The organism is Aquihabitans sp. G128 (assembly GCF_019048865.1).
Classification (GTDB): Bacteria; Actinomycetota; Acidimicrobiia; order Acidimicrobiales; family Iamiaceae; genus Aquihabitans.
Window position 1 is genome coordinate 2,405,985 of the sequence record NZ_CP077604.1, and the last position, 22,281, is coordinate 2,428,265.

At 73.3% G+C, this 22,281-nt stretch carries 18 protein-coding genes and 1 pseudogene; 9 read left to right on the forward strand and 10 right to left on the reverse strand.

The features are described from left to right. Positions 1-100 precede the first annotated feature (100 nt). Positions 101-1,486, reverse strand: coding sequence for a DUF222 domain-containing protein (locus KSP35_RS11475; protein WP_217001922.1), 1,386 nt, complete (start codon positions 1,484-1,486; stop codon positions 101-103). Between the two features lie 116 nt (positions 1,487-1,602). Beyond that, positions 1,603-3,387, reverse strand: a complete 1,785-nt coding sequence (locus KSP35_RS11480; RefSeq protein WP_217001924.1) for an amidohydrolase family protein — start codon at positions 3,385-3,387, stop codon at positions 1,603-1,605. A gap of 94 nt (positions 3,388-3,481) precedes the next feature. Between KSP35_RS11480 and KSP35_RS11485 the strand changes: the two genes are divergently transcribed. The 3 genes from KSP35_RS11485 to KSP35_RS11495 all read left to right on the forward strand — a co-directional run bounded on the left by KSP35_RS11485 (position 3,482) and on the right by KSP35_RS11495 (position 6,609). Next, positions 3,482-4,642: a serine hydrolase domain-containing protein gene (locus KSP35_RS11485; protein ID WP_217001926.1), complete on the forward strand. Its 1,161-nt coding sequence runs from the start codon at positions 3,482-3,484 to the stop codon at positions 4,640-4,642. Positions 4,643-4,762: 120 nt separating this feature from the next. Continuing rightward, positions 4,763-5,416 carry a TetR/AcrR family transcriptional regulator gene (locus KSP35_RS11490; RefSeq protein ID WP_217001928.1) on the forward strand — a complete coding sequence of 218 codons (654 nt, stop codon included), beginning with the start codon at positions 4,763-4,765 and terminating at the stop codon, positions 5,414-5,416. After that, complete coding sequence (locus tag KSP35_RS11495; protein ID WP_217001930.1) at positions 5,413-6,609, forward strand: family 1 glycosylhydrolase; 1,197 nt, start codon at positions 5,413-5,415, stop codon at positions 6,607-6,609. The genes KSP35_RS11490 and KSP35_RS11495 overlap by 4 nt, the downstream gene beginning before the upstream one ends. A gap of 72 nt (positions 6,610-6,681) precedes the next feature. Here the strand turns inward: KSP35_RS11495 and KSP35_RS11500 are convergent, their stop codons facing one another. Further along, on the reverse strand, positions 6,682-7,353 hold the full coding sequence (locus KSP35_RS11500; protein ID WP_217001932.1) for a PadR family transcriptional regulator: 672 nt from the start codon (positions 7,351-7,353) through the stop codon (positions 6,682-6,684). A 116-nt stretch (positions 7,354-7,469) separates the two neighbouring features. On the opposite strand from KSP35_RS11500, the gene KSP35_RS11505 reads away from it, so the two are divergent. Further along, a complete protein-coding gene (locus tag KSP35_RS11505; protein ID WP_217001934.1) occupies positions 7,470-8,579 on the forward strand; it encodes a PHB depolymerase family esterase in 1,110 nt (369 codons plus the stop codon). Positions 8,580-8,618: 39 nt separating this feature from the next. On the opposite strand, the gene KSP35_RS11510 is transcribed toward KSP35_RS11505, so the two are convergent. The 4 genes from KSP35_RS11510 to KSP35_RS11525 all read right to left on the reverse strand — a co-directional run bounded on the left by KSP35_RS11510 (position 8,619) and on the right by KSP35_RS11525 (position 13,926). Further along, positions 8,619-10,259 (reverse strand): DEAD/DEAH box helicase, encoded by a 1,641-nt coding sequence (locus KSP35_RS11510; RefSeq protein WP_217001935.1) that lies wholly within the window; start codon positions 10,257-10,259, stop codon positions 8,619-8,621. Positions 10,260-10,365: 106 nt separating this feature from the next. Continuing rightward, positions 10,366-11,190 (reverse strand): hypothetical protein, encoded by an 825-nt coding sequence (locus tag KSP35_RS11515; protein ID WP_217001937.1) that lies wholly within the window; start codon positions 11,188-11,190, stop codon positions 10,366-10,368. 48 nt (positions 11,191-11,238) lie between these two features. Then, a complete protein-coding gene (locus tag KSP35_RS11520) occupies positions 11,239-12,357 on the reverse strand; it encodes a serine hydrolase (protein WP_217001939.1) in 1,119 nt (372 codons plus the stop codon). A 60-nt stretch (positions 12,358-12,417) separates the two neighbouring features. After that, positions 12,418-13,926, reverse strand: a complete 1,509-nt coding sequence (locus tag KSP35_RS11525; RefSeq protein ID WP_217001941.1) for a neutral zinc metallopeptidase — start codon at positions 13,924-13,926, stop codon at positions 12,418-12,420. Positions 13,927-14,049: 123 nt separating this feature from the next. Here KSP35_RS11525 and KSP35_RS11530 point away from each other — a divergent pair, with 123 nt between their 5' ends. After that, positions 14,050-15,483: a M20/M25/M40 family metallo-hydrolase gene (locus tag KSP35_RS11530; RefSeq protein ID WP_217001943.1), complete on the forward strand. Its 1,434-nt coding sequence runs from the start codon at positions 14,050-14,052 to the stop codon at positions 15,481-15,483. 54 nt (positions 15,484-15,537) lie between these two features. Here KSP35_RS11530 and KSP35_RS24325 read toward each other — a convergent pair whose 3' ends face one another. Next, a complete protein-coding gene (locus tag KSP35_RS24325; RefSeq protein ID WP_254127140.1) occupies positions 15,538-15,921 on the reverse strand; it encodes a PPOX class F420-dependent oxidoreductase in 384 nt (127 codons plus the stop codon). Positions 15,922-16,228: 307 nt separating this feature from the next. After that, positions 16,229-17,632, reverse strand: a pseudogene (locus KSP35_RS11540) (LemA family protein); the annotation flags it as partial. Between the two features lie 55 nt (positions 17,633-17,687). Between KSP35_RS11540 and KSP35_RS11545 the strand changes: the two are divergent. Both KSP35_RS11545 and KSP35_RS11550 read left to right on the forward strand, forming a co-directional pair. Beyond that, entirely contained in the window at positions 17,688-18,863 is a 1,176-nt protein-coding gene (locus KSP35_RS11545) for a cation diffusion facilitator family transporter (protein ID WP_217001947.1), read from the forward strand. 116 nt (positions 18,864-18,979) lie between these two features. Then, positions 18,980-19,618: a peroxiredoxin gene (locus KSP35_RS11550; protein WP_217001949.1), complete on the forward strand. Its 639-nt coding sequence runs from the start codon at positions 18,980-18,982 to the stop codon at positions 19,616-19,618. A gap of 76 nt (positions 19,619-19,694) precedes the next feature. Here the strand turns inward: KSP35_RS11550 and KSP35_RS11555 are convergent, their stop codons facing one another. Next, positions 19,695-20,273 carry a TetR/AcrR family transcriptional regulator gene (locus tag KSP35_RS11555; protein ID WP_217001950.1) on the reverse strand — a complete coding sequence of 193 codons (579 nt, stop codon included), beginning with the start codon at positions 20,271-20,273 and terminating at the stop codon, positions 19,695-19,697. 106 nt (positions 20,274-20,379) lie between these two features. On the opposite strand from KSP35_RS11555, the gene KSP35_RS11560 reads away from it, so the two are divergent. Then, positions 20,380-21,393, forward strand: a complete 1,014-nt coding sequence (locus KSP35_RS11560) for an ATP-binding cassette domain-containing protein (RefSeq protein ID WP_217001952.1) — start codon at positions 20,380-20,382, stop codon at positions 21,391-21,393. Continuing rightward, the gene (locus KSP35_RS11565) at positions 21,390-22,268 is read left to right on the forward strand and encodes an ABC transporter permease (RefSeq protein WP_217001954.1); all 879 of its coding nucleotides are present in this window, start codon (positions 21,390-21,392) and stop codon (positions 22,266-22,268) included. Before KSP35_RS11560 ends, KSP35_RS11565 begins: the two co-directional genes overlap by 4 nt. Positions 22,269-22,281 lie beyond the last annotated feature (13 nt).

Sequence of the window (22,281 nt, forward strand, 5' to 3'; positions counted from 1 at the left end):
TGCGATCGCTCCCGCGCTCGCGGCCCTTCCGGCTCGGGGCGCGCCGAAGGCCCGCCGAGCGGGGCTCGGCGGGGTCGGCGGTGCTTGGGCGGGGCGAGGGCTAGAGGATCTCGGTGCCGTCGGGGCGGAGGACGTGGAACTGGCCGACGGCGTCGCGGGTCACGGTGAAGCCGTGCTCCTTCAACCGGTTGTGGCGGCCACAGGCCGGCGCACCGTTGGCCGGGCACGTCGCACCCCCACCCCCAGGGCCGCCACCTCCGGATCCCCCACCCCCGGAGCCGCTGCCGGCATCGCCGCGGTCGGCCCAGGCGGTGAGGTGGTCGATCTGGCAGCCCGACGCCGGGACCTCGCAGCCGGGCCAGTAGCAGCGGCTGCTCGACAGCCGGACGGCGATCGCCGCCGGACCGGTGAAGCACCGCGACCGCCGGCCCAGGTCGGTCACCACGCCGTCGGCACCGACCACCACCCGGCGGAGGTGCCCGACCAACGCCTGGGCCACCACCTCGCTCGGGTCCAGCGGCTGGCCGTCGATGGTCGAGCACCGGAACCGCGCGCCCGGCGTGCCCGGTGCTGCGTCGAGGTCGACCGCCACCTGCTCGTCCGCCGCGCCGGCCAGGCGGCGCAGGTATCGCTCGAAGGTGTCCTGGTCGATCACCACGTTCGTGGTGATCGCCGCCCCCACCCCGCCCACCGCGCTGGCTGCGAACCCGCGCCGCATGTTCACCGTGAACGCATCGGCCCACCGCTGCTCGGTCGTCCGGCGCAGGTCCTCACCCGTCGCCGCATCACCCAAGCGCTCCCGCGCCTCCGCCCAATCGGCGTCGAGCTCCGCCTCGTACAAGGCATGCATCCCCGCCGAAACCTCCGCGCCCTCGAGCGACCCCATCCGGAACGACCCCCTCCAGCCGCCCCGGTCGTAGTCCTGGTGCATCGACCACGTGCGGTTCGCGTGGCTCGCCTGCGAGCGATCCGCCGTGCCATCCTGGTCCACCCGCCGCACGAAGTCGGTCATCCGCTCGTCGAACGCGGCGTACGACTCGTGCGCGGCGCACCGCGCTGCGGTCGCGTCCTCCCGCACCAGCTCGGACCGCACCCGCGGGTTCGCCCACACCCGGGCGATCCGCTCGACCTGCGCCACCCCCACCCGGCCGGCGCCGAACGCCTCGGCCACCACCGGCAGGTCCCGCAGGGCCCGCCCCACCTGCCACCGTCGCCTCGCCTCCACGTCGGACAACCGGGCTACGTGGCGCACCAGCACCTTCGCCGACCCGTGCCCATCGACCCGGTGCAGGCCCCGCTCCTGGATCCGCCCCATCACCGCCACCTGCAGCGCCGCCAGCCGCCGGGCCGGCACCTCCACCGCACCGATCACCGCGCGTGCGTCGGCCGCATCGAGCGGGTCCAACCCCACGGCCGCCAGCCGGTCCAACGCCCGCGACAGGTCAGCCAACGCTCCCGCCTGCTCCCGATCCACGACGGCTTCCATGACCCCAAAGGTACCGAGGGGGTGTGACGCTTTCCGGTGCTGGGAGCACCTTTCCGCCACTTTCCTGGCGAATCCCAGACGAGCCCAACGGCCGAGACGGATCGACCGCCAGCGCGCTACCCCGCCGCCACCGGTTCGGCCGGTACGGCGGTGCCGCGGGCGAGGCGACCGGGGCGGGCGCCGGTGTCCTGGTCGTGGTCGCGGGTGACCACGCCGTTGACCAGGGTAGCCACGTAGCCCTCGGCGCCCTGCATGATGCGGGCGGCGCCGGTGGGCAGGTCGTGGCGGAGCTCGGGGGACTTGATGGTGAGGCGCTCCAGGTCGATCACGTTGAGGTCGGCCCGCTTGCCGACCTCGACGGTGCCGCGGTCGGCGAAGCCGTAGAGCTCGGCGTTGGCGCCGCTGAGCTTGCGCACCAGCAGCTCCACCGGCAGGCGCTCGCCCGCGGTGCGGTCCCGTGCCCAGTGGGTGAGGTGGAACGTCGACGCCGAGCAGTCGGAGATCAGCGTGACGTGGGCCCCGGCGTCGCCGAGGCCGGTGACGGTGTCGGGGTGCAGCAGCATCTCGCGGCAGGCGTCGAGGTTGCCGCCCACGTAGTTCGAGCCGAGCAGGGCGTAGAACGCCGTCCCGTCGTCCTCGAGCAGGAGGTCGTACATGTGCTCCACCGGGTCCTTGCCCTGGGCCAGGGCCTGGGCCCAGACCGAGTCCTCCATGCGGGGCTCGTACTGCACCGGCTCGGCGAGCGAGAAGGTCAGCGGCAGCGCCGGGATGAACACCTTCACGATGGCGCGGGAGAAGTCGGTGGGCGCCTCGGTGGGGTCGGCCTCGCCGAGGATGGCCTCGCGGATCTCCGGCCGCCGCAGCTCGGCCACCCGCTCGGCCAGCGGCAGGTGCGCCAGCTCGAGGTAGGTGGGCCGGTCCATGAACAGGTGGTAGGTGTCGAGGCTGGTCATGATCGTGACCGAGCGGGGGATCACCTGGGGTCGGAGCTGGGCGCCGGCGGCGTTGGCCTCGGCCGAGGCGTCGAGGATGAGCCGCCAGTGGTCGGGGTCCTCGAAGAGCTGGGCGGTGGTGAAGGTGACCGGGCGGCCGCTGGCCTTGGACACCGCGTCGAGAAGCGGCAGCTCCTCGATGGGCGTGGCCCGCTCGCCGCCCAGGCCGTCGAGCGCGCCGATGGTGCCGGCGACGATGGCCTCGAACACGCCGTGGCCGGCGCGGCGCAGGGCGTCGCCGAGGGCGAGGAGCTCGTCCTCGGCGGCGTAGGTGCCGGGGACGGGGCGGCCCGACTTGGCGCGGTGGCCGATGGTGCGGGAGGTGGAGAAGCCGACCGCGCCGGCCCGCAGCGCGTCCTCGACGATGGCCGACATGGCGGCGATGTCGTCGGCGGTGGCGTCCTCGTTGGCCGCGCCGCGCTCGCCCATGACGTAGAAGCGCACCGGCCCGTGGGCGATGTGGGCGGCGACGTCGAGCGCGTACTCCCGGGCGTCGATCACGTCGAGGTACTCGGCGAAGCTCTCCCACGTGCCCCACGGCATGCCGACGCTCAGCGCCGAGCCAGGGATGTCCTCGACGCCTTCCATGAGGTCGATGAGGGCGTCGGTGTCGCTGGGGTGCACGGGGGCGAAGCCGACGCCGCAGTTGCCCATCACCAAGGTGGTGACGCCGTGCTCGGCCGAGGACTCCATGGTGTCGTCCCAGGTGACCTGGCCGTCGTAGTGGGTGTGCACGTCGACCCAGCCCGGGGTCACGAGGAGGCCGGTGGCATCGATGGTGCGGGCCGCCTCCTCGGTCACCGACCCGACGGCGACGATGCGCCCGTCGCGCACGGCGACATCGGCCACGAAGGCCGGCGCCCCCGATCCGTCGACCACGGTGCCGCCCTTGATCACGATGTCGAGCACGTCGACCACCCTTCGCTCGGTTCCCCTGCGGCGATGGTAGGACGGTCGTGCGATCGCTGCTCGCCTGCTCGGCGTCGTCGTTACGCTCGCCGCCATGACGCAGCAGCCGCAGGTCGAGGGGTCCACCGAGCCGGGGTTCGAGGCGGTGGCCGACGCCTTCGCCGCCGGCTTCGCCCACGGCGAGGTGGGGGCGAGCTGCGCGCTCTACGTCGACGGCCAGCCCGTGGTCGACCTGTGGGGCGGCATCGCCGATCCCCGCAGCGGAGCGCCCTGGACGCGGGACACGGTGGCCATCGTGTTCTCCTGCACCAAGGGGGTGTCGTCGATCGTGGCCCACATGCTGGTGGAGCGGGGCCAGCTCGACCCCGACGCGCTGGTGACCGAGTACTGGCCCGAGTTCGGCGCCGCCGGGAAGGAGGCCACGACGGTGCGCGACGTGCTGAGCCACCGCACCGGCCTGCCGGTCGTCGACGGTCCCGTCACCATGGAGGACGTCGCCGACCCGGCCGGCATGGCCGCCCGCCTCGCGGCCCAGGCGCCGCTGTTCGCCCCGGGATCGGCCCACGCCTACCAGGCCGTCACGTTCAGCTGGACCTTCGGCGAGATCGTGCGGCGGGTCACCGGCGAGAGCATCGGCACCTTCGTGGCCCGCGAGGTCACCGGGCCGCTGGGCCTCGACCTGTGGATCGGCCTGCCGCCCGAGCTCGAAGGACGGGTCGCGCCCATCCAGCCCATCGACGTGCCGGCCGAGCTGGTGGAGCTGGTGCTGCCCACGGGCTCGCTGCCGTGGCGAGCCCTCACGCTCAACGGTCTGTTCCCGACGCTGATGGCCGGCGACGAGGTGGGCGTCAACGACCCGGCCGGCCACGGCGTCGAGCTGCCGGCGGCCAACGGCATCACCAACGCCCGGTCGCTGGCCCGCCTCTACGCCGCCACCATCGGCGAGGTCGACGGCGTCCGCCTGCTCCAGGCCGACACCGTGGCCGCCGCCTCGGAGGTCCGCTCGACGGGTGCGCCGTGGGGGGAGGAGGTGGCCGGCGCCAGCTGGGGCACCGGCTTCATGCGCCCGTTCCCCCGCCAGCCGATGCTGGGTGGCGGGTCCTTCGGCCACGACGGCGCCGGCGGCTCCATCGCCTTCGCCACGCCCGAGCGGGGCATCGCCTTCAGCCACGTGGCCAACCAGATGCTGGTGACCCCCGAACCCGATCCGCGCACCGCCGCGCTGCTCGCCGCCGTCGAGGCCTGCCTCGGCTGAGCGCCCCGCAGGTCAGGCGACGTTCTCCTACCGATCGGTAGAAGTTCCTTGACGGCGGTCGCTCGCGCGCAGATTCTACAGACCTGTAGAAGTGTGCCCCGCCCGGCTCCAGGACGACCGATGCCCGAACCCACCACCGCTGCCCCCGATGCCAGGTCCAGGCCCCGCGCACGGGCCGGCGCTGATGACCGCACCCGCCAGACCCGCGGCGAGGCCCGGCGCGAGCAGATCATCGCCGCTGCCGTCGAGCTGTTCGCCGCCAAGGGCTTCCGGGGCACGAGCATCGCCGAGCTGGCCGACCGCGTGGGCATGACCCACCCGGGGCTCCTCTACTACTTCGGCACCAAGGAGCGGCTGCTCGAAGAGGTGGTCGCCGCTCGCGAAGCCACCGAGCACGAGGCCTACCTCGGCTCGCTGGGCGAGCACGCCTCGGTGTTCCACCTCGACCAGGTCGCCCGGTTCGTCGTCGACCGCGCCGTGCTCGCCCGCCTGTACCTGGTGCTCGCCGCCGAGAACCTCGACCCCGGCGACCCGCTGCACGACTTCTTCGTCGAGCGCTACCGCTACGCCCGCGGCCTGGCCCGCGAGGTGCTGGCCCAGGACCAGGCCCTCGGCCTCGTCCGGGCCGACCTCGACGTCGAGCAGCTGGGCACCGAGGTCATCGCCACGATCATGGGCCTCGAGGTCCAGTGGCTCATGGATCCCACCGCCATCGACCTGGTGGCCGTCGTCGGCCGCTACGTCGACGGCCTCCGAGAATGGCTCACCCCATGACCACCTGGCCCGAAGGGTTCCTCTGGGGCACCGGTGCCTCCTCCACCCAGAGCGAGGGCGCCGCCCCCGCCTCCGACTGGTACGACTGGGAACGGGCCGGCCACGCCCCCATCTCGGGCGACGGCAACGGCTTCGCCACCCGCTACGCCGAGGACTTCGCGATCCTCGCCGAGCTCGGCCTCCCCCACCACCGCATCTCCATCGAGTGGGCGCGCGTCGAGCCCGAACAGGGCCGCCACGACGCCGCCGCCGTGGCCCACTACCGCGCCGTGCTGCAGGCCGCGCTCGACGCCGGCATCGAGCCCTGGGTGTGCCTGCACCACTTCAGCCTCCCCCGCTGGTTCGCCGAGCTCGGCGGGTTCCTGGTGGCGGCCAACCGGACCGAGCACTGGGCCTGCCACGTCGACTGGGTGGCGGAGACCTTCGGCGACCTGGTGCGGGGCTGGCAGCCGGTGAACGAGACCAACTACTACCCCTTCGCCGCCTACCTCGGCCGGGGGTGGCCGCCCGGCCACGACAGCTACGACGAGTGCGCCACGGTCAGCCAGCAGCTCCAGCTGGCCACCGCCGAGGCCGCGGTGCGGCTCAAGCAGACGGGTGCCCCGGTGTCGTCGATCTTCGGCCTCACCGGCTTCGAGGCGCTCGACGACGATCCGCGGACGCTGAGCCTGGCGTCCTTCCTCACCGACCTGCACTGGGAGGCGGGCCTGGGGCTCTACCGCGACGGGGTGCTGCGCGTGCCCGGCCGCGACCCCATCGAGCGGCCCGACCTCGCCGGCTCGTTCGACCTGATCGGCTTCAGCTTCTACACGACCATGGGCATCGCCGAGGGGGCCATGGTGGCGTACCCGGCGGACGCCCCCCGGTCGCCGCTGGGCTACGGCATCGACGCCGACGGCCTCGGCCGGGTGCTCGACCGGCTCCACGCCACCGTGCCCGGCGCGCCGATCCTGGTGGCCGAGTACGGCCTCGGCACCGATGACGACGCCCAGCGCGCCGCCTACCTGGAACGGGGCCTCGAGGTCGTGCAGGAGGCGCTGGCGAAGGGGATCGACGTGCGGGGCCTGTTCCACTGGACCGCAACCGACAACTACGAGTGGCTCCACGGCTACGACGTCTCGTTCGGCCTCATGGACCGCGACCGCAACGTCCGGCCGAGCGCCGAGGTGCTGCGCCGGGCCGCCCGGTCCTGAGCTGGCCGCCGCACGCGGAAGGGCCCACCGCGCTGGCGGTGGGCCCTTCCGGTGGTGCGGGGATCGACGGGATCAGGCCTCGGCGGCCAGGACCTCGTAGATCTTGCGGCGAGCCTCGGTGAGGATCTCGACCGCCTTGGCCTGCTGGGCGGTGCTGCCGGCCTGGAAGACCTGCTTCACCGCCGCCATGGTGGAGCCGAGCACCTCGCGGAGCTCGAGGACCACCGGCTCGGCGCCCAGGCCGGCCTGCTCCCACGGGGGCGGGCCCTCCCGGGAGTCGACGGCGGCCTGGCCCTCGTCGGTGAGGTCGAAGCGGCGCTTGCCCTCGACCTCCTCGCTGGTGACCAGGCCCTCCTCCTCGAGGAGGGTGAGGGTGGGGTACACCGACCCGGGGCTGGGGGTCCACGCACCGTTGGTGCGCTCGCCGAGCTCCTGGATCATCTCGTAGCCGTGCATGGGGCGCTCGGCGAGGAGGGCGAGGATCGCCAGCCGCACGTCGCCCCGACGGGCCCGGCCCCGGCCGCGGGGGCCGCCGAAGCCACCCCCACCGAAGCCGCCCATGCCGCCTCCGAAGGGGCCGCCGCGGGGACCGCCGCCGAAGCGGCCGCCCCGACCTCGGGGGCCCCGGCCGCCGAAGCGGTCCGCCGGGAACCCGCCCTCGGCCACGGTCTCGTCGTAGGCCGCCCGGCGGCGGCCACCTTCTGCTGAGGCCCACGGGCCCCGGTTGCTGCGTTCGTCGAACATCGTGTCCAACCTTTCGTCGTTCTCGTTTGCGATGCAGTCACGATATATCGGAAGCGTATCGTTGACACCCCCCTCGCCGCAGCGACGTCGGTCACGCTCCGGTACGCTCCCCCGCCGTGCCCCACCTGCTGCGCCGCCCCCTGCTCCCCCTCGTCGCCCTCGCCCTGGTGCTGGCGGCCTGCTCCGGCAGCGACTCCGGCGGGGCCAGCTCGTCCGACGGCAGCAGCGGCACCAGCACCACCACCGCCCCGGCCAGCACCACCGCGGCGCCGGCCGCCACCACCACGACCGTCCCCACCGGCGTGGCCGCCGGGGCCGTGGCCCCCGGCAAGGCCGTGCGCTCGTCGGGCTGCGACACCGCCGACGGCGCCAAGCTGAGCCTGGCGAAGCAGCCCATCGGCGACGGCCGCTTCTACCTGATCTCCACCCCGGGCGGCGACGGCGACACCCCCCGCCCCCTGGTGCTCGACCTCCACGGCCTGCTCGAGGGCGCCCAGATCCACAGCCAGATGTCGGGCTTCGGTCCCTACTCCCAGGAGCACGGCTTCGTGGCCGTCTTCCCCCACGGCAGCGGCAAGCCGGTGAAGTGGGACGTCGGCCTCGACCGCAAGGCCAACCCCGACCTCGTCTACCTCGACGCCGTCCTCGACGAGGTCGAGGCCCGGCACTGCATCGACACGTCGCGGGTCTACGCCACCGGCCTGTCCTACGGGGCGATCATGTCGTCGACGCTGGCCTGCGTGATGGGCGATCGCATCGCCGCCATCGCCCCGGTGGCCGGGCTCACCGTGCCGGAGGGCTGCAAGCCGTCGCGGCCCATCCCGGTGCTCACCTTCCACGGCACGGCCGACCCGATCCTGCTGTTCAACGGCGGCGTGGCCAACCTGAGCGGCCTGCTCGGCGGCAGCGACGAGAAGACCGAGCCGCCGAAGGCGGACCTGAACGGCAAGGGCTACCCCGCCGCCGCGGCGGCCTGGGCGAAGCTCGACGGCTGCACCGGCGAGCCCACCGACCAGGACCTCACCGCCAGCGTCATCCAGCGCACCTGGGAGTGCCCGGCCGACTCGCCGGTGGAGTTCGACATCGAGGTCGGCGCCGGCCACTCGTGGCCCGGCAGCGAGTTCTCCAAGGGCATCGCCAACATCGTCGGTCCCACCGACGACACCATCGACGGCACCGACTTCATCTGGAAGTTCTTCCAGCGCTTCCAGCTGCCCGCCACCTGAGCGGCGGCCCCGCTGCGGGCCGGCTGCGGGCCGGCTCGCTCAGCGCTTGGCCAGGCGCTCGGCCACCTCGAGGCGCTTGCGCAGCTGGGCCACGGTGGCCTCGGTGATGCGCCCCACGCCGGACAGCCGGTTGAGCTCGGCGTTGACCTGGGCGTGGGTCTGGCCGGTGCGCCGCACCAGCAGGATCACCAGCTCGCTGTTCTGCTCGCGGAGGCGCTTCTTCTCCTCGCGGCGGGTGCGGGCGGCGTCGCCGCCGAACGCCACGCCCAGCTCGTCGAGCGAGCGGCGGTCACCGGCCAACGGGGGCGGCGGGGCGAGGTCGAGGACCAGCGTGGGGTCGTCGTCCAGGGTCAGCTCGAAGTCGTCGTCGACGTCGTCGGCGTCCCAGCTGTTGTGGGTCTCGTGCTCGGTGGCCACCGCCGAGAGGGCGGCGAACAGCGACAGCTGCTCCTCCTCGCCCTGCAGGTCGAGGGCGGCCTCGTCGCGCTCGAAGCGGTCGGTCTCGCGCTTGCGGAGGCTGTGGCGACGCTGGTCGGCGATCTGGAAGGCCCGGGACCGCAGGCGGGGGTCGTCGGGGATGAACAGGTACGCCTTCTGGTCCTTCACGCCCGGCGTCCACCGCACGAAGCGGCCGACGGCCTGGCGGAAGAACAGCTCGGTCGTGGTGGTGGTGGCGTAGACGCCCACCCGCAGCCGCGGGATGTCGACGCCCTCGGACACCATGCGGACGGCCACCAGCCAGGCATCGGTGCCCGACGCGAAGGTGGCGATGCGGTTCGACGCGTCGGGGTCGTCCGACAGCACGACGGTGGCCTGCTGGCCGAAGCGCTCCCGCATGATGCGGACGATGCCGCGCGCGTGGTCCTGGTCGGTGGCGATGATCAGGCCGGCGGCGTTCGGCTGGTCGGCGCGGAGCTTCTCGAGCTGGGCGATGGCCTCGCGCAGGACGGTGGGCAGCCACTCGCCCTCGACCGAGAGGGCGGTGCGGAGCCGCTGGCTGGAGCGAGCCTGGTCGAGGGCGTCGTCGAACGGCGCGGCGTTCAGCGAGCCGTCCGGCTCCGTCCACTCCATGTGGCCGTTGGTGCGGGGGAAGTACACCGGCCGCACCACCCGGCGGTCGGCGAGCGCCTCCCCGTAGCCGTACTCGAAGTCGGGCGTGGCCTCTTCGAGCACGTAGTTGACGAACGGGATGGCTCGCGTGTCGGAGCGGAACGGCGTGCCGGAGATGGCCAGGCGGCGGGCCGCACCCTCGAAGGCCACCCGCACCGACTCGCCCCACGCCCGGTCGTCGCCGGCGTGGTGGATCTCGTCGAACACCACGAAGGCGTCCCGGGACACGGTGGCCAGCGTCTCGGCGCTCGACGCCACCTGCTGGTAGGTGGTGACGATGCCGTGCATGTCGCTCGGCAACCGCCCGTCGGCCGCCGACCACGCCGGGTCGAGGTGCAGGGCGAACGCCGCCGCGGCCCGGGCCCACTGGACCTTCAGGTGGGCGGTGGGGGCCACCACCACGAGGCGCCGCCGGGGGTCCTGGGCCAGCACGTGGCGGGCCGCGGTGAGGGCGAAGGTGGTCTTGCCGGCGCCCGGGGTGGCCACGGTGAGGAAGTCGGCCTGGTCGCTGGCCACGAACTTCTCGAAGGCGGCCTTCTGCCACGGCCGGAGCCGGATGGAGCGGGTCATCGCCGGGTTGCGGAGGGGTGGGCCAGGTCACGCACGGGAGCAACGAGTCTGCCACGCCGGCCCCGGCCGCCGGACCCCGCCGAGGGTGATCTCCGACCCTCGCCGGTCAGGTGGGACGGGTGCCGGTGCGGGCCGCGAAGGCGTCGACGGCGTCGGCCCAGGTGGGCAGGACCTCGGTGGCGGCGGGGTGGTCGGTGAAGCGCCCGTGGCCGTCCTCGTCGCACGAGGCGTCGACCACGCGGCCGTCGACGTGGAGGCGCGCGAAGGGGCGGTTGGCCACCCCGGTGTGGGTCACCGACACCGCGGCCAGGGCGTGGACGTCGCCGCGATCGAGGGCCGGGCCGAGGACGCGGTACCGGAGCGTGGTGCCCCAGTGGTCGAGCCGCACCGAGAGGTCCCAGCCGTGGTCGGGCTCCGGGCCGAGCGCCGCCCAGCACGGGCCGGCGGTGCCTTCCACCACCTCGTCGGGCGCGGTCGGGATCGGCAGGCCGATGCCGAAGAACGGGTCGCACGCCCAGGTCGTCCCCTCGACGTCGGCCACCACCGCGGCGTGCACGTCGACCACGGGGGCGCCCTCGTCGATCCGCCGGGTGGCCGCCACCCGCACGGGGCCCACCTCGGCGTAGTCGACCAGCGCGGCCATCACCGTGGCGAGCACCCAGCACGACCACGACGGTGAGGGGGCGCCGCCCGGCGGGGCCGAGCCGATGGCGAGCTGGTGCGCCAGCACCTGCTTGGCGAGGGCGTCGACGTCGGCCCCCGGCGGCACCTCGCCGGCGGCCACGGCGGCCAGCTTGGCCGTGGACCCGGTGGGCACCCGCTCGGGCAGCCGCACCGCCAGCGCCGCCGGCCCGTCGCCGCCGGCCCAGCCCAGCGCCTCGGCCAGGTCCCGCGCCACCCCCGCATCGATCCGCCAGGTCCGCTCGCCCACCTCGCGAGTGTCGCACCGTCGGCGGACCCGGCTGGCACGCGGCGCGGGTCAGTCGGCCAGGAGGTCGGCGGCGAGGGAGGCGATGGCGGTGTCGCGGCGGTTCTGGCGGATGAGGTGCTGGTCGAGGGCGGCCGTGACGTAGCCCACGCTGAGGCCGGAGTCGGGGTCGGCGAAGGCCAGCTGGCCGCCGGCGCCGTTGTGGCCGAACGAGCGGGGCGAGGCGGTGCGGCCGAAGCCGCGCTGGTGGGCGTGGCCGTCGTCGCCGGCCACCACCAGGCCCAGCGTCCGGTTGGCCGGGACGCCGTACAGGTCCGGCAGCGAGTTGCGGACGTTGCCGGTGCCGTCGGCCCGCATCTCCTCGGACCAGAAGCCGGCCGGGTCGTGCAGGAACGCCTGGTAGAGCATCGCCAGGTCGGCGGCGCGCATGACGCCACCGCCGCCGGGCACGCCGAGCTCCTGCGCGGCCGGGTCGTTCAGGGTGAGCAGGGCGCCGAGGGCGACGTCGGGCGGGATGAGGGCGGCGATGTCGATCTCGAAGCCGAACGCCTCCTTCATCTCCGCCGGGGTGGGCGGCGCGCCGACGCCGACGGTCTCCACGATCCCGGCCCGGCCGTCGGGCTTGATGCCCAGCAGGCGGGGCAGGCCGAGCGGGTCGGTGACCAGCTGCTGGATGGCGTCGGTGTGGTCGAGGCCGGTGACCTCCGCCAGGATCTCGCCCAGCACCCAGTGGCCCGCAGTGGGGTGGTACATGAAGGTCTCGCCGGGCACCAGGGTCAGGCGCCACTTGGCGAACGCCTCCAGGCGGCTCTCGCGCGTGTCCCACTTCGGCGGGCCGAGCGGGGCGTAGGGGAAGCCGCCGGTGTGCAGCAGCACCTGCTCGACGGTCACCACCTGCTTGCCGTTGGTGGTGAACGACGGGAGGTACTCGGCCACCGGCGCGTCGATGGACACGTCGCCCCGGTCGATCAGCTGCCAGAACGCGGCGGCCACCAAGCCCTTGGTGGCGCTGAAGACGATGAACCGGCTGTCGTCCGGCGCGCCGAAGGTGGCGTCCACCACCAGCTTCGAGTCCTGGGCCACCGCGATCTGCACGGCAGGCGACAGGCCCTCGTCGACCTCTTGGCGGACCCGGGCGAGGAGGCGTTCGATCTTGGCGTCGTCGATCACGGCGCCGACCGTACGCCGCTCGGCGCCGCTCCGCTTGACCCCCGGGTCAAGGGCGACGGGTCAGCTGCTGGCCTTGACCTCGCCGCAGGTGTCGGCCCCGCGGACCACGCCGGCCCGGAACGCCTTGACCCGCTCGAAGCCCGGGCCCTGGCGCTCGCGGTCGGAGTCGGTGCGGAAGGTGAGCAGCACCGTGACCGCCTCGTCGAGGTCGCCGGGCGAGAGGATCAGGCCGAACGGCAGCTCCTCGCCCTGGTTGGTCTCGGCGGTCGGCAGCAGGGCCCCGGCCCAGGCGCCGGTGTAGCAGTCGGCCTGGAGGGTGGCGGTGCGCTCGCTGTCGGGCTGGCTGCCGAGCTCGTCTTCGACGGCGAGGCCGTACTGGGTGCCGAACAGCGCGCCCACGGCGAAGTCCCCGAGCTTGTACGCCTCGGGCAGGGTCTCCTCGGCGTCGAAGCCCACGTAGTGGTCCGGCACGCAGTAGAAGAGCCGGAACTGGTCGACGGTCTCGCCGTTGCAGCTCGGCGGGTCGCTCGGCGAGAACGCCTTGGCGGCCTTCAGCGGGGTCCAGTCCTTGCCGTCGCTGATCTTGGGGAACTCGTCCTTCCAGTACAGCTCCAGCGACTCGAAGGCCAGGGTGTCGATGCCCTCGACCTCGTTGCCGTCGCTGTCGGTGCTGGCGCTGAACGGCAGGTTGCCGGCGTTGTCGAGGTCGTCCTGGGTGGTGAAGGGGAACTGGTACGGAGCGGGGTCGCCGTCGGTGTACTCGGCGCAGCGCGAGGCGCTCTCCTCGAAGCCGTCCTGGAAGGCGCCCACCCGGTCGAAGCCGGAGCCGTGGGCGTTCGGGTCGTCGGCCTTCGAGCCCGGGGCGTCGCGCAGCGAGAGGATGCCGGCGAGGGCGTTGTCGAGGTCCTCGGTGGTGACCGAGAAGCGGCCCTCGCCGTCGCTCACGTGCTTGACCCAGGCGCCGGCGAAGCAGTCGGCCTGGAGCTCGAGGACCACGGTGGGCTCCTCGATCTTGGCCCGGGCCTGGATGGCGTGGCCCCACTCGTGGGCCAGCACCACGGCGATGGTGAAGTCGCCGAACTGCTTCGACAGGTCGGGGAACAGGCCCTCCTGGTCCCACGCGACGGCATCGTCGGTGGGGCAGTAGTAGGCGTTGTAGAGCACCTGGTCGAGGTCGGGCGGCGAGCACGGCAGCGTCTTCGGGTCCGAGCTCGAGTCGACGGCGAAGAAGCCGCCGGAGACGGGCTGGTACTCGTCGCCGTCGAACACCTTCGGGAACTCGGTGCCCCAGAAGTCCTGCAGGTCGGCGATGGCGTTGACCGCCACCTTGTTCAGCTCGGAGCCGTCGTCGTTGGCGACGTCGATGTCGGTGGGCGGCGGCGTGGTGGTGGTGGGCGCGGCCTCCGTGGTGGGCGTGATGTCGGAGCCGATGACGCCGCCGTCGCCCTTGCCGCCGGTCTTGGGCGCGCCGCCGTCGCTGGAGACGTCGACGCCGCACGACGCGAGCAGCGCGGCGATGGCCACGACGACGATCGCGGTGCGACGACGGAGGGAGGGGGTGGCTTCCACGTGCACTCCTACAGGGCCCGACCAGCAAGGGGAGGTCCGTAGTTCACCACGTCCGGCGACCTGGGTCGCGCCCGGACGGGCGATCGGTGCGCCCCGGCCGGCCCCGCCTGCGACACTCGGCCCATGGCCCTGGACCCGATCGCCGCCGTCGAGCACACCCGCCGGACCTGGGACGAGCAGATCCAACCCGCCCTCGAGGACTACATCCGCGTGCCCGCCGTGTCGGTGGCGTTCGACCCGGACTGGGAGGACCACGGCCACCTCGACGCCGTGGTCGACGCGGCCGCCGCCTGGGCCCGGGAGCGGCCGATCGAGGGCCTGTCGGTCGAGGTCGTCCGGCTGCCCGGCCGCACGCCGCTGCTCTGGTTCGAGGTGCCGGCCACCGCCGGCGTCGACCCCAGCGCCACCGTCCTGCTCTACGGCCACCTCGACAAGCAGCCGCCCATGACCGGTTGGCGCGACGGCCTGGGCCCGTGGGAGCCGGTGGTGGTCGACGACCGCCTCTACGGCCGGGGTGGCGCCGACGACGGCTACGCGGCCTACGCATCGCTGGCCGCCATCGAAGCCGTGCAGGCCGGCGGCGGACGCCACGCCCGCTGCGTCGGGCTCATCGAGTGCAGCGAGGAGTCCGGCAGCCCGGACCTGCCCTCCTACGTCGAGCACCTGGCGCCCCGCATCGGCACGCCCGGCCTGGTGGTGTGCCTCGACTCGTTCTGCGGCGACTACGAGCGGCTGTGGACCACCACGTCGCTGCGCGGCCTGCTCGGCATCACCCTCGAGGTCGAGGTGCTCACCGAGGGCGTCCACTCCGGCAGCGCCAGCGGCGTGGTGCCCGACACCTTCCGCATCGCCCGCCGGCTGCTCGACCGGGTGGAGGACGCCGACACCGGCCGCATCCTCGTGTCCGAGCTGTGGGCCGACGTGCCCACCGGCCGGGTCGACGAGATCGCCGCGGTGGCCCGGGACCTGGGCAGCGCGCTCACGTCGTCGTACCCGTTCGTCGACGGCGCCCGGCCCACCGTCCCCGCCTCCGAGCCCGCCGCCCAGCTGGCCGCCAAGACGTGGGAGCCCACCCTCACCGTCATCGGCGCCGACGGCCTCCCGCCGGTGCAGACCGCCGGCAACGTGCTGCGCCCGTCGACCACGCTCTCGCTGTCGTTCCGCCTGCCGCCCACCGTCGACGCCGCCACCGCCGGCGCCGCGGTGGTCTCCGCCCTGACCGGCGACGTGCCCCAGGGCGCCCGCACCACCGTCGTGGTCGAGAGCGCCGAGTCCGGCTGGGACGCCCCCGCCACCGCGCCGTGGCTGGCCGAGGCCATGGCCGCCGCCAGCGAGGCCACCTTCGGCCAGCCCGCCCGCAGCCTCGGCGAGGGCGGCTCCATCCCGTTCATGGGCATGCTCGGCGAGCGCTTCCCCGACGCCCAGTTCCTGCTCACCGGCGTGCTGGGGCCGGCGTCGAACGCCCACGGCCCGAACGAGTTCCTGCACCTGCCCACCGGACGGAAGGTCACCGCGACGGTGGCCCTGGTGCTCGACGCCCACGCCGCGCAGGGCTGAGCCGAGCCGGTCGGTCCCGGCCGCTCGGGCCCGCTCCGGCCGCCCGGCGCCGGGTCAGCCGAAGGAGACGATCACCGCGGCGTTCTCGCCGCGGCCGAAGCGCGACTTGAGCGACGAGCCCAGGTGCACCAGGCGGAACTGGATGCCGTACTTGCCCTGCAGCGCCTGCACCGCTGCGGCGTGGTCGGGGCCGCTGGTGACCACCACCGCGGTCGCGCTGACGGCCGACGAGCCGTCAGCCACCTTGCCCCGGGCGTCCGACGGCCGGAGCGACACCGCCGAGGTGTGGGCCAGGCGCTTGACCTTGCCCGACTCGGCGGCGGTGGTGAAGGCCGCCCGGCCGTCGGGCAGCGGCGCGATCCACACCGGCGTCGACACCGCCTCGCCGTTGCGGCGGTAGGTGGTGAACGAGACGTACTTCGCGTCGGCGATGGCCATCGCCCGACGCTACCGGCGCCGGCCCCACCCCCGAACTTGTGGGCCCAGACCGCCGCGGACGGCGGCGTGGGCCCACAAGTTGGAGGAGGAGGGGTGCGTCGGGGGTGGGTCGGGGTGGTTCAGAAGGCCGAGCCGGGGGCGGCCGGGGGCGGGGGCAGGTGGCCCTCGGGCGGCTCGGGCGCGGGGATCGACGGCGGCTGCACCGGCGCGCCGGCGTCGCCACCGACGAGGGGGGCCGTGGGGGGCCGTCGGGGTCGTCCGGGTGGTCGGCCGCCGCCGGGGCGACCGAGGCGTCGGGCAGGCGGCGGTCGGCCTCGTCGGCCTCGAACAGCCGCCACGACGGCACCTCGACCATGCGGGCGAACAGGTTGCCGGGGAACTGCTGGCGCCGGTCGCGCAGCACGTTGATGGCGTCGTTGTAGAAGGTGCGGGCCGAGGCGACGGACTCCTCGGCGTCGGTGATGCGGCGCATGAGGTCGACGAAGACGGTGTTCGCCTTGAGGTCCGGGTACGCCTCGGCGAGCGCCACGGCCTGGGCGGCGGCGCCCCGCTGGCCGCGGTCGGACGCCTCGGCCGCCACCAGGGTCGCGTCCTGGGGCAGCACCTCGGTGGCGGGCAGCGCGTGGTCGGCCCGCAGGCCGGCGACGGTGGCCTGCACGTCCTGCTCGTGGCTGGCGTAGGCCTCGGCCACCGCGGCCAGGTTGGGCAGCAGGTCGGCTCGACGGCGGAGGCTCACGTCGATCATCGACCAGGCCTTGGCCGCCTGCTCCTTCACGGTGACCTGCCGGTTGTAGTTGCGCACCAGCGTGATGAGGAACAGCACGAGCAGCTCGGCGGCCACCAGCCCGATGGGCCAGGCGAGGTGGATCGAGCCGGTGACGGCGTGGCTGAGCAGGAGGCCGAACGCGAACGAGATCGCCAGGGCCAGGAAGCCGCTCACCTGCGCCGTGGAACCGGTGGAGCTGGCCACCTCCTCCTCGGACTTGGTGGTGATCATCAGGTCGCCCTCGGCGCTGCCGGAGAACTCCAGGCCGGTGGCGTCGGTGCGAGGCGTGGCGTCGCCGAGCAGGTAGATGGGCTGGCCGGCGCGGAGCACGTGCTCGGTGATGCGGCAGCGGCCCTTGAGCTCCCAGATGGGCTCGGCGGTGCCCTGCTTGAACCAGCTGCTGGCCACCGGCTGCTCCAGGAACGAGGCGTCGGCCAGGCTGCGCTGGCGCTCCTGCACGTCCTCGCCCACCAGCACCCACTGGCGTAGCTGCCACCGGCTGTACGGCGGCGCGAAGTTGCGACCCAGCCCGTTGCAGAGCGTCTGCTCGCTCTCCAGCTCGGCGCCGCGGGGCCGCACGAGGATGCGGCCGGTGTCGTCCTGGATCCAGAAGGGGGCGGCGGTGGCCCGCTTCTCGACGGTGACCCACGAGCCGCCGTCGTCGTCGGACCGGTAGCGCTCGAGGTGCCACTGGAACCACACCGCCTGGGTGCCCGAGAACGGCGTGGTGATGGCCTGGCCCACCGGCACCGCCTGGCCCACCACCTCGTTGCGCCCGACGAACACGCCACGGCAGGTGGAGGTGGGGGTGTCGTCGACCTCCCACTTCTTGCGCCAGGCGCCCAGCGCGCTGAAGCCCAGGATGGCCGCCGCCACCCCGCTGATCGCAGTCCACGTGTACTGCCGCTCGGCCGCCAGGACCATGGCGGTGGAGGTCGCACCCATGGGCGGTTTCTACCAGTCGGTGCCGAGGGCGCTGGGCGGGTGCCCGCCTCGTACCATGGTCCGGCAGATCCCCCACCGCCCAGGAGCACCGCAGGTCATGGCCCCCGACGCCGAGCACGCCGAGCCCCCGCCGGACGCGGCCGCCCCGGAGCCCGAGGACGAGACCGAGGACGAGGCCGAGCTCATCGACGGCGAGGCCGGCCACGGCCACGGCACCAAGGCCGTCATCGCCGCCCTGCTCGCCAACTTCGCGGTGGCCGCCGCCAAGTTCGTGGGCTTCCTGGTCACCGGCTCGTCGTCCATGCTGGCCGAGTCGGTGCACTCCGTGGCCGACTCCGGCAACCAGGGCCTGCTGCTGCTCGGCGGGCGCCGGGCCAAGAAGGCCGCCGACGAGGAGCACCCGTTCGGCTACGGCCGCGAGCGCTACTTCTGGGGCTTCGTGGTGGCGCTGGTGCTGTTCACCCTCGGCTCGCTGTTCGCCATCTACGAAGGCCTCCACAAGATCGAGCACCCCGAGGACGTCAAGAGCCCGATCTGGGCCGTCGGCATCCTCGGCTTCGCCCTCATCGCCGAGGGCCTGTCGTTCCGCACCGCCCTCAAGGAGGCGGCCCGCCTCAAGGGCGACGCCAGCTACTGGCAGTTCATCCGCCGCTCCAAGACGCCCGAGCTGCCCGTGGTGCTGCTCGAGGACTTCGGCGCCCTCATCGGCCTGGTGCTGGCCATGGGCGGCGTCGGCCTCTCGGTCGCCCTCGACGACGGGCGGTGGGACGGCTACGGCACCCTGTCCATCGGCATCCTGCTCGGTCTCATCGCCATCGTCCTGGTGGTCGAGATGAAGAGCCTGCTGATCGGCGAGTCGGCCTCGCGCAAGGACATGGAGGCCATGCGGGCCGCCATCGAGATCGAGCCCGAGGTCATCCGGGTCATCCACCTCCGCGCCGAGCACATCGGCCCCGAGGAGCTGCTCGTGGGAGCCAAGGTCGAGTTCCTCCACGAGCTCACCGTGGTGGAGGTGGCCCAGGCCATCGACCGGGTGGAGCGCAACATCCGCGCCAACGTGCACGCCGCCCGGGTCATCTACCTCGAGCCCGACGTGCATCGCGACCACCGGGCCACCGGCGGCTACGTGGCCGAGCACCAAGGCCACATCGACCGCCACGACCCGGACTACGCCACCATCACCGGCCAGCACCGCGCCATCGACGTCGACGACGACATCTGGGCGCCGTAGCGGCCGCCCTTGACCCAAGGGCGGATACCTGATGGGGTTGGTCGGGAATCTGCGGGCGGCCGAGTAGGTTGACCAGGTTCCCCCTACGACAGACCACACCTGAGAAAGGCCACACCATGGCTACCCTCCGCCTGGGCGACGACGCCCCGGACTTCACCGCCGAGACCACCGAAGGCACCGTCAACTTCCACGAGTGGAAGGGCGACAGCTGGGCGGTCCTGTTCTCGCACCCCAAGGACTTCACCCCGGTCTGCACCACCGAGCTCGGCCGGGTGGCCGCCCTCAAGGACGAGTGGGACAAGCGCAACGTGAAGGTGATCGGCATCTCCGTCGACACCTCCGAGAGCCACGAGGGCTGGGCCCAGGACATCAAGGACGTCACCGGCGCCACCCTCAACTTCCCGCTGATCTCCGACAGCGAGAAGAAGGTCGCCGACCTCTACGACATGATCCAGCCCAACGCGTCCGACACCACCACGGTGCGCTCGGTCTTCGTGATCGGCCCGGACAACAAGCTCAAGCTGAGCCTCACGTACCCGGCCTCCACCGGCCGGAACTTCGACGAGATCCTCCGCGTGATCGACTCGCTGCAGCTGACCGCCAACTACAAGGTGGCCACGCCGGTCGACTGGAAGGACGGCGAGGACGTCATCATCGTGCCGGCCGTCTCCGACGAGGAGGCCAAGGAGAAGTTCCCGAAGGGCTGGGACGCCAAGAAGCCCTACCTCCGGGTCACCCCGCAGCCCAACAAGTAGCCCGCCGCTCCCCCGGGAGCGCGCTCGCTCGCCACGGTGGCCGGTCCCTCGGGGCCGGCCACCGTCGCGCCCGGGCTCAGGTGGCGGGCGGGCTGCCGAGCACGAGCTCGCGGACGACGGCCTTGGCGCGGACCCGGAACTCGTCGGCGCCCATCGACGCGAGCAGGCCGCCGCCGAAGTCGTTGATGCCGCCGACGGCGCCGATGGCGAGGCCGAGGCGGACCCGCTGGTCGGCGGGCAGGGACGGGTCGGCCAGCATCCGGTCGAAGCGGGCGTGCATCTCCTGGTGGGCGGCGAAGCCGTCGGAGGTCTCCGACAGCACCTCGATGGCGCTGCGGTTGCGCTCGATGATCCCGAACAGGGCGAAGTGGTCGACCACCCAGTCGACGACGTCGGCCAGGGCGTCGGCCCAGGACTCGAGGTCCGACAGGTTCTCGGTGAGCGCGGGGAACCCGGCGAAGTACTTGAGGATGGGCTCCAGCAGGGTCTGGAGGATCTCGTCCTTGCTCTTGAAGTGGTAGTAGAGCGCCGCCTTGGTGAAGCCCAGGCGCTCGGCGATCTCGCGCAGCGAGGTGGCTTCGTAGCCCTGCTCGGCGAAGAGCTCGGTGGCCACCTCGAGGATCCGGTCCCTCGTGGTGACGGTCGGTTCGGTCACGTGACCGATGCTACTTGACGATCGGCAAGTAGAGGCTTACCGTCCGGCAAGTAAGTACTGACCGGCCGGCAAGTAGGCGACCGGCACCTCCCGAACGGAGCACCCCATGTCCGACGACCTCGTGATCGAAGCGGTCGACCTCCACAAGTCCTACGGCGCCACCCAGGCCGCCGCCGGCGTCAGCCTGGCGGTGCCCCGCGGCACCATTCTCGGCGTGCTCGGCCCCAACGGGGCTGGCAAGACCACCAGCGTCCGCATGCTCACCACCATGACCCGGCCCGACTCGGGCACCGCCCGGGTGGCGGGCCTCGACGTGGTGGCCGACGCCGACCGGGTCCGCCGCCGCATCGGCGCCACCGGCCAGGACGCCACCCTCGACGAGGCCCTGACCGGGCGCCAGAACCTGGTGCTCATCGGCCGGCTGTCGAAGCTGGGCCGCGCCGAGGCCAAGGCCCGGGCCACCGAGCTGCTCGACCGCTTCGACCTCACCGGTGCCGGCGAGCGCCAGGTGAAGGGCTACTCCGGCGGCATGCGCCGCCGGCTCGACCTGGCGGCCAGCCTGGTCACCCGCCCCCAGGTGCTGTTCCTGGACGAGCCCACCACCGGGCTCGACCCCACCAGCCGCCTGCGGATGTGGGGCGTCATCCGGGAGCTGGTGGCCGACGGCACCACGCTGCTTCTGACCACCCAGTACCTCGACGAGGCCGACGAGCTGGCCGACGCCATCTCGGTCATCGACCACGGCCGGGTCATCGCCGACGGCACCGCCGCCGAGCTCAAGGCCGCCGTCGGCGGCCAGCAGCTCGAGGTCACCCTCAGCGCTGCCCACCCCGGCGCCGCGGGCGCCCTGTCGCCGTTCGTGACCGGCGCCGTCTCGCTCAGCGACGACGGCCGCCACCTCAAGGCCGCGGTGCCACCGGGCAGCGGCACCGCCACCGCGGTGATCCGGGCGCTCGACGCCGAGGGCATCGCGGTCGACGACCTGCAGTTCCACCACCCGTCGCTCGACGACGTGTTCTTCGCCCTCACCGGCACGCCCGCCACCACCGCCGACGACGCCGTCGCCGGCACGACCGACCCGACCCCCGACGCCATCGAGCTCGAAGAGGTGCCCGCATGACCGCCACCGCCGTCCCCACCCGACCCGCCGCCCTCGCCCCGAGCTGGGACGACGAGCCCACCGGTGGCCCCACCACCCGAGCCCGCGAGTGGTGCAGCGACGTGGCCGTGCTCACCTGGCGCAACCTGATCCACGTGCGCCGCGAGCCGGCCCAGCTCTCCGACGCCACCGTCCAGCCCATCCTGTTCACGGTGCTGTTCGTCTACATCTTCGGCTCGGCCATGGTCCTGCCGGGCGGCGGCACCTACAAGGCCTTCGCCATCGGCGGCCTGGTGACGATGAACCTCACCACCGCCTCCATGGGCACCGCCGTGGGGCTCAGCTCGGACCTGTCCACCGGTGTCATCAACCGGTTCCGGACCCTGCCCATGTCCCGCAGCGCCATCCTCGCCGGGCGCACCATCTCGGACCTGCTGGCCGCCACCCTGTGCGCCAGCATCGTGCTGCTCACCGGCCTGGTCATCGGCTGGCGGCCCGACCACGGCATCACCGGCGTCGTGGGCGGCGTGGCCGTCGCGGTGCTCTTCGCCTACGCCCTCAGCTGGTTCACGGCGTGCATCGGCCTGCTGGTCAGCGACCCCGAGTCGGCCCAGGCCGTGGGCCTGGTGATCCTGTTCCCCCTCGCCTTCCTGTCGAGCTGCTTCGTGCCCACCCAGGGCCTGCCCTCGGTGCTGCGCACCATCGCCGACTGGAACCCGATCTCGGCGGTGGCCGGGTCGTGCCGGGAGATCTTCGGCAACCCCAACCCGGCCGGGGCGGTCGACATCTGGCCGGCCCAGCACCCGATGGCCATGGCCCTGCTCTCGAGCCTGGCCATCCTCGCCGTCTGCGTGCCGGTGGCCAGCCACCTCCTGCAGAAGCGCACCACCGACTGAGGGGACCGACGGC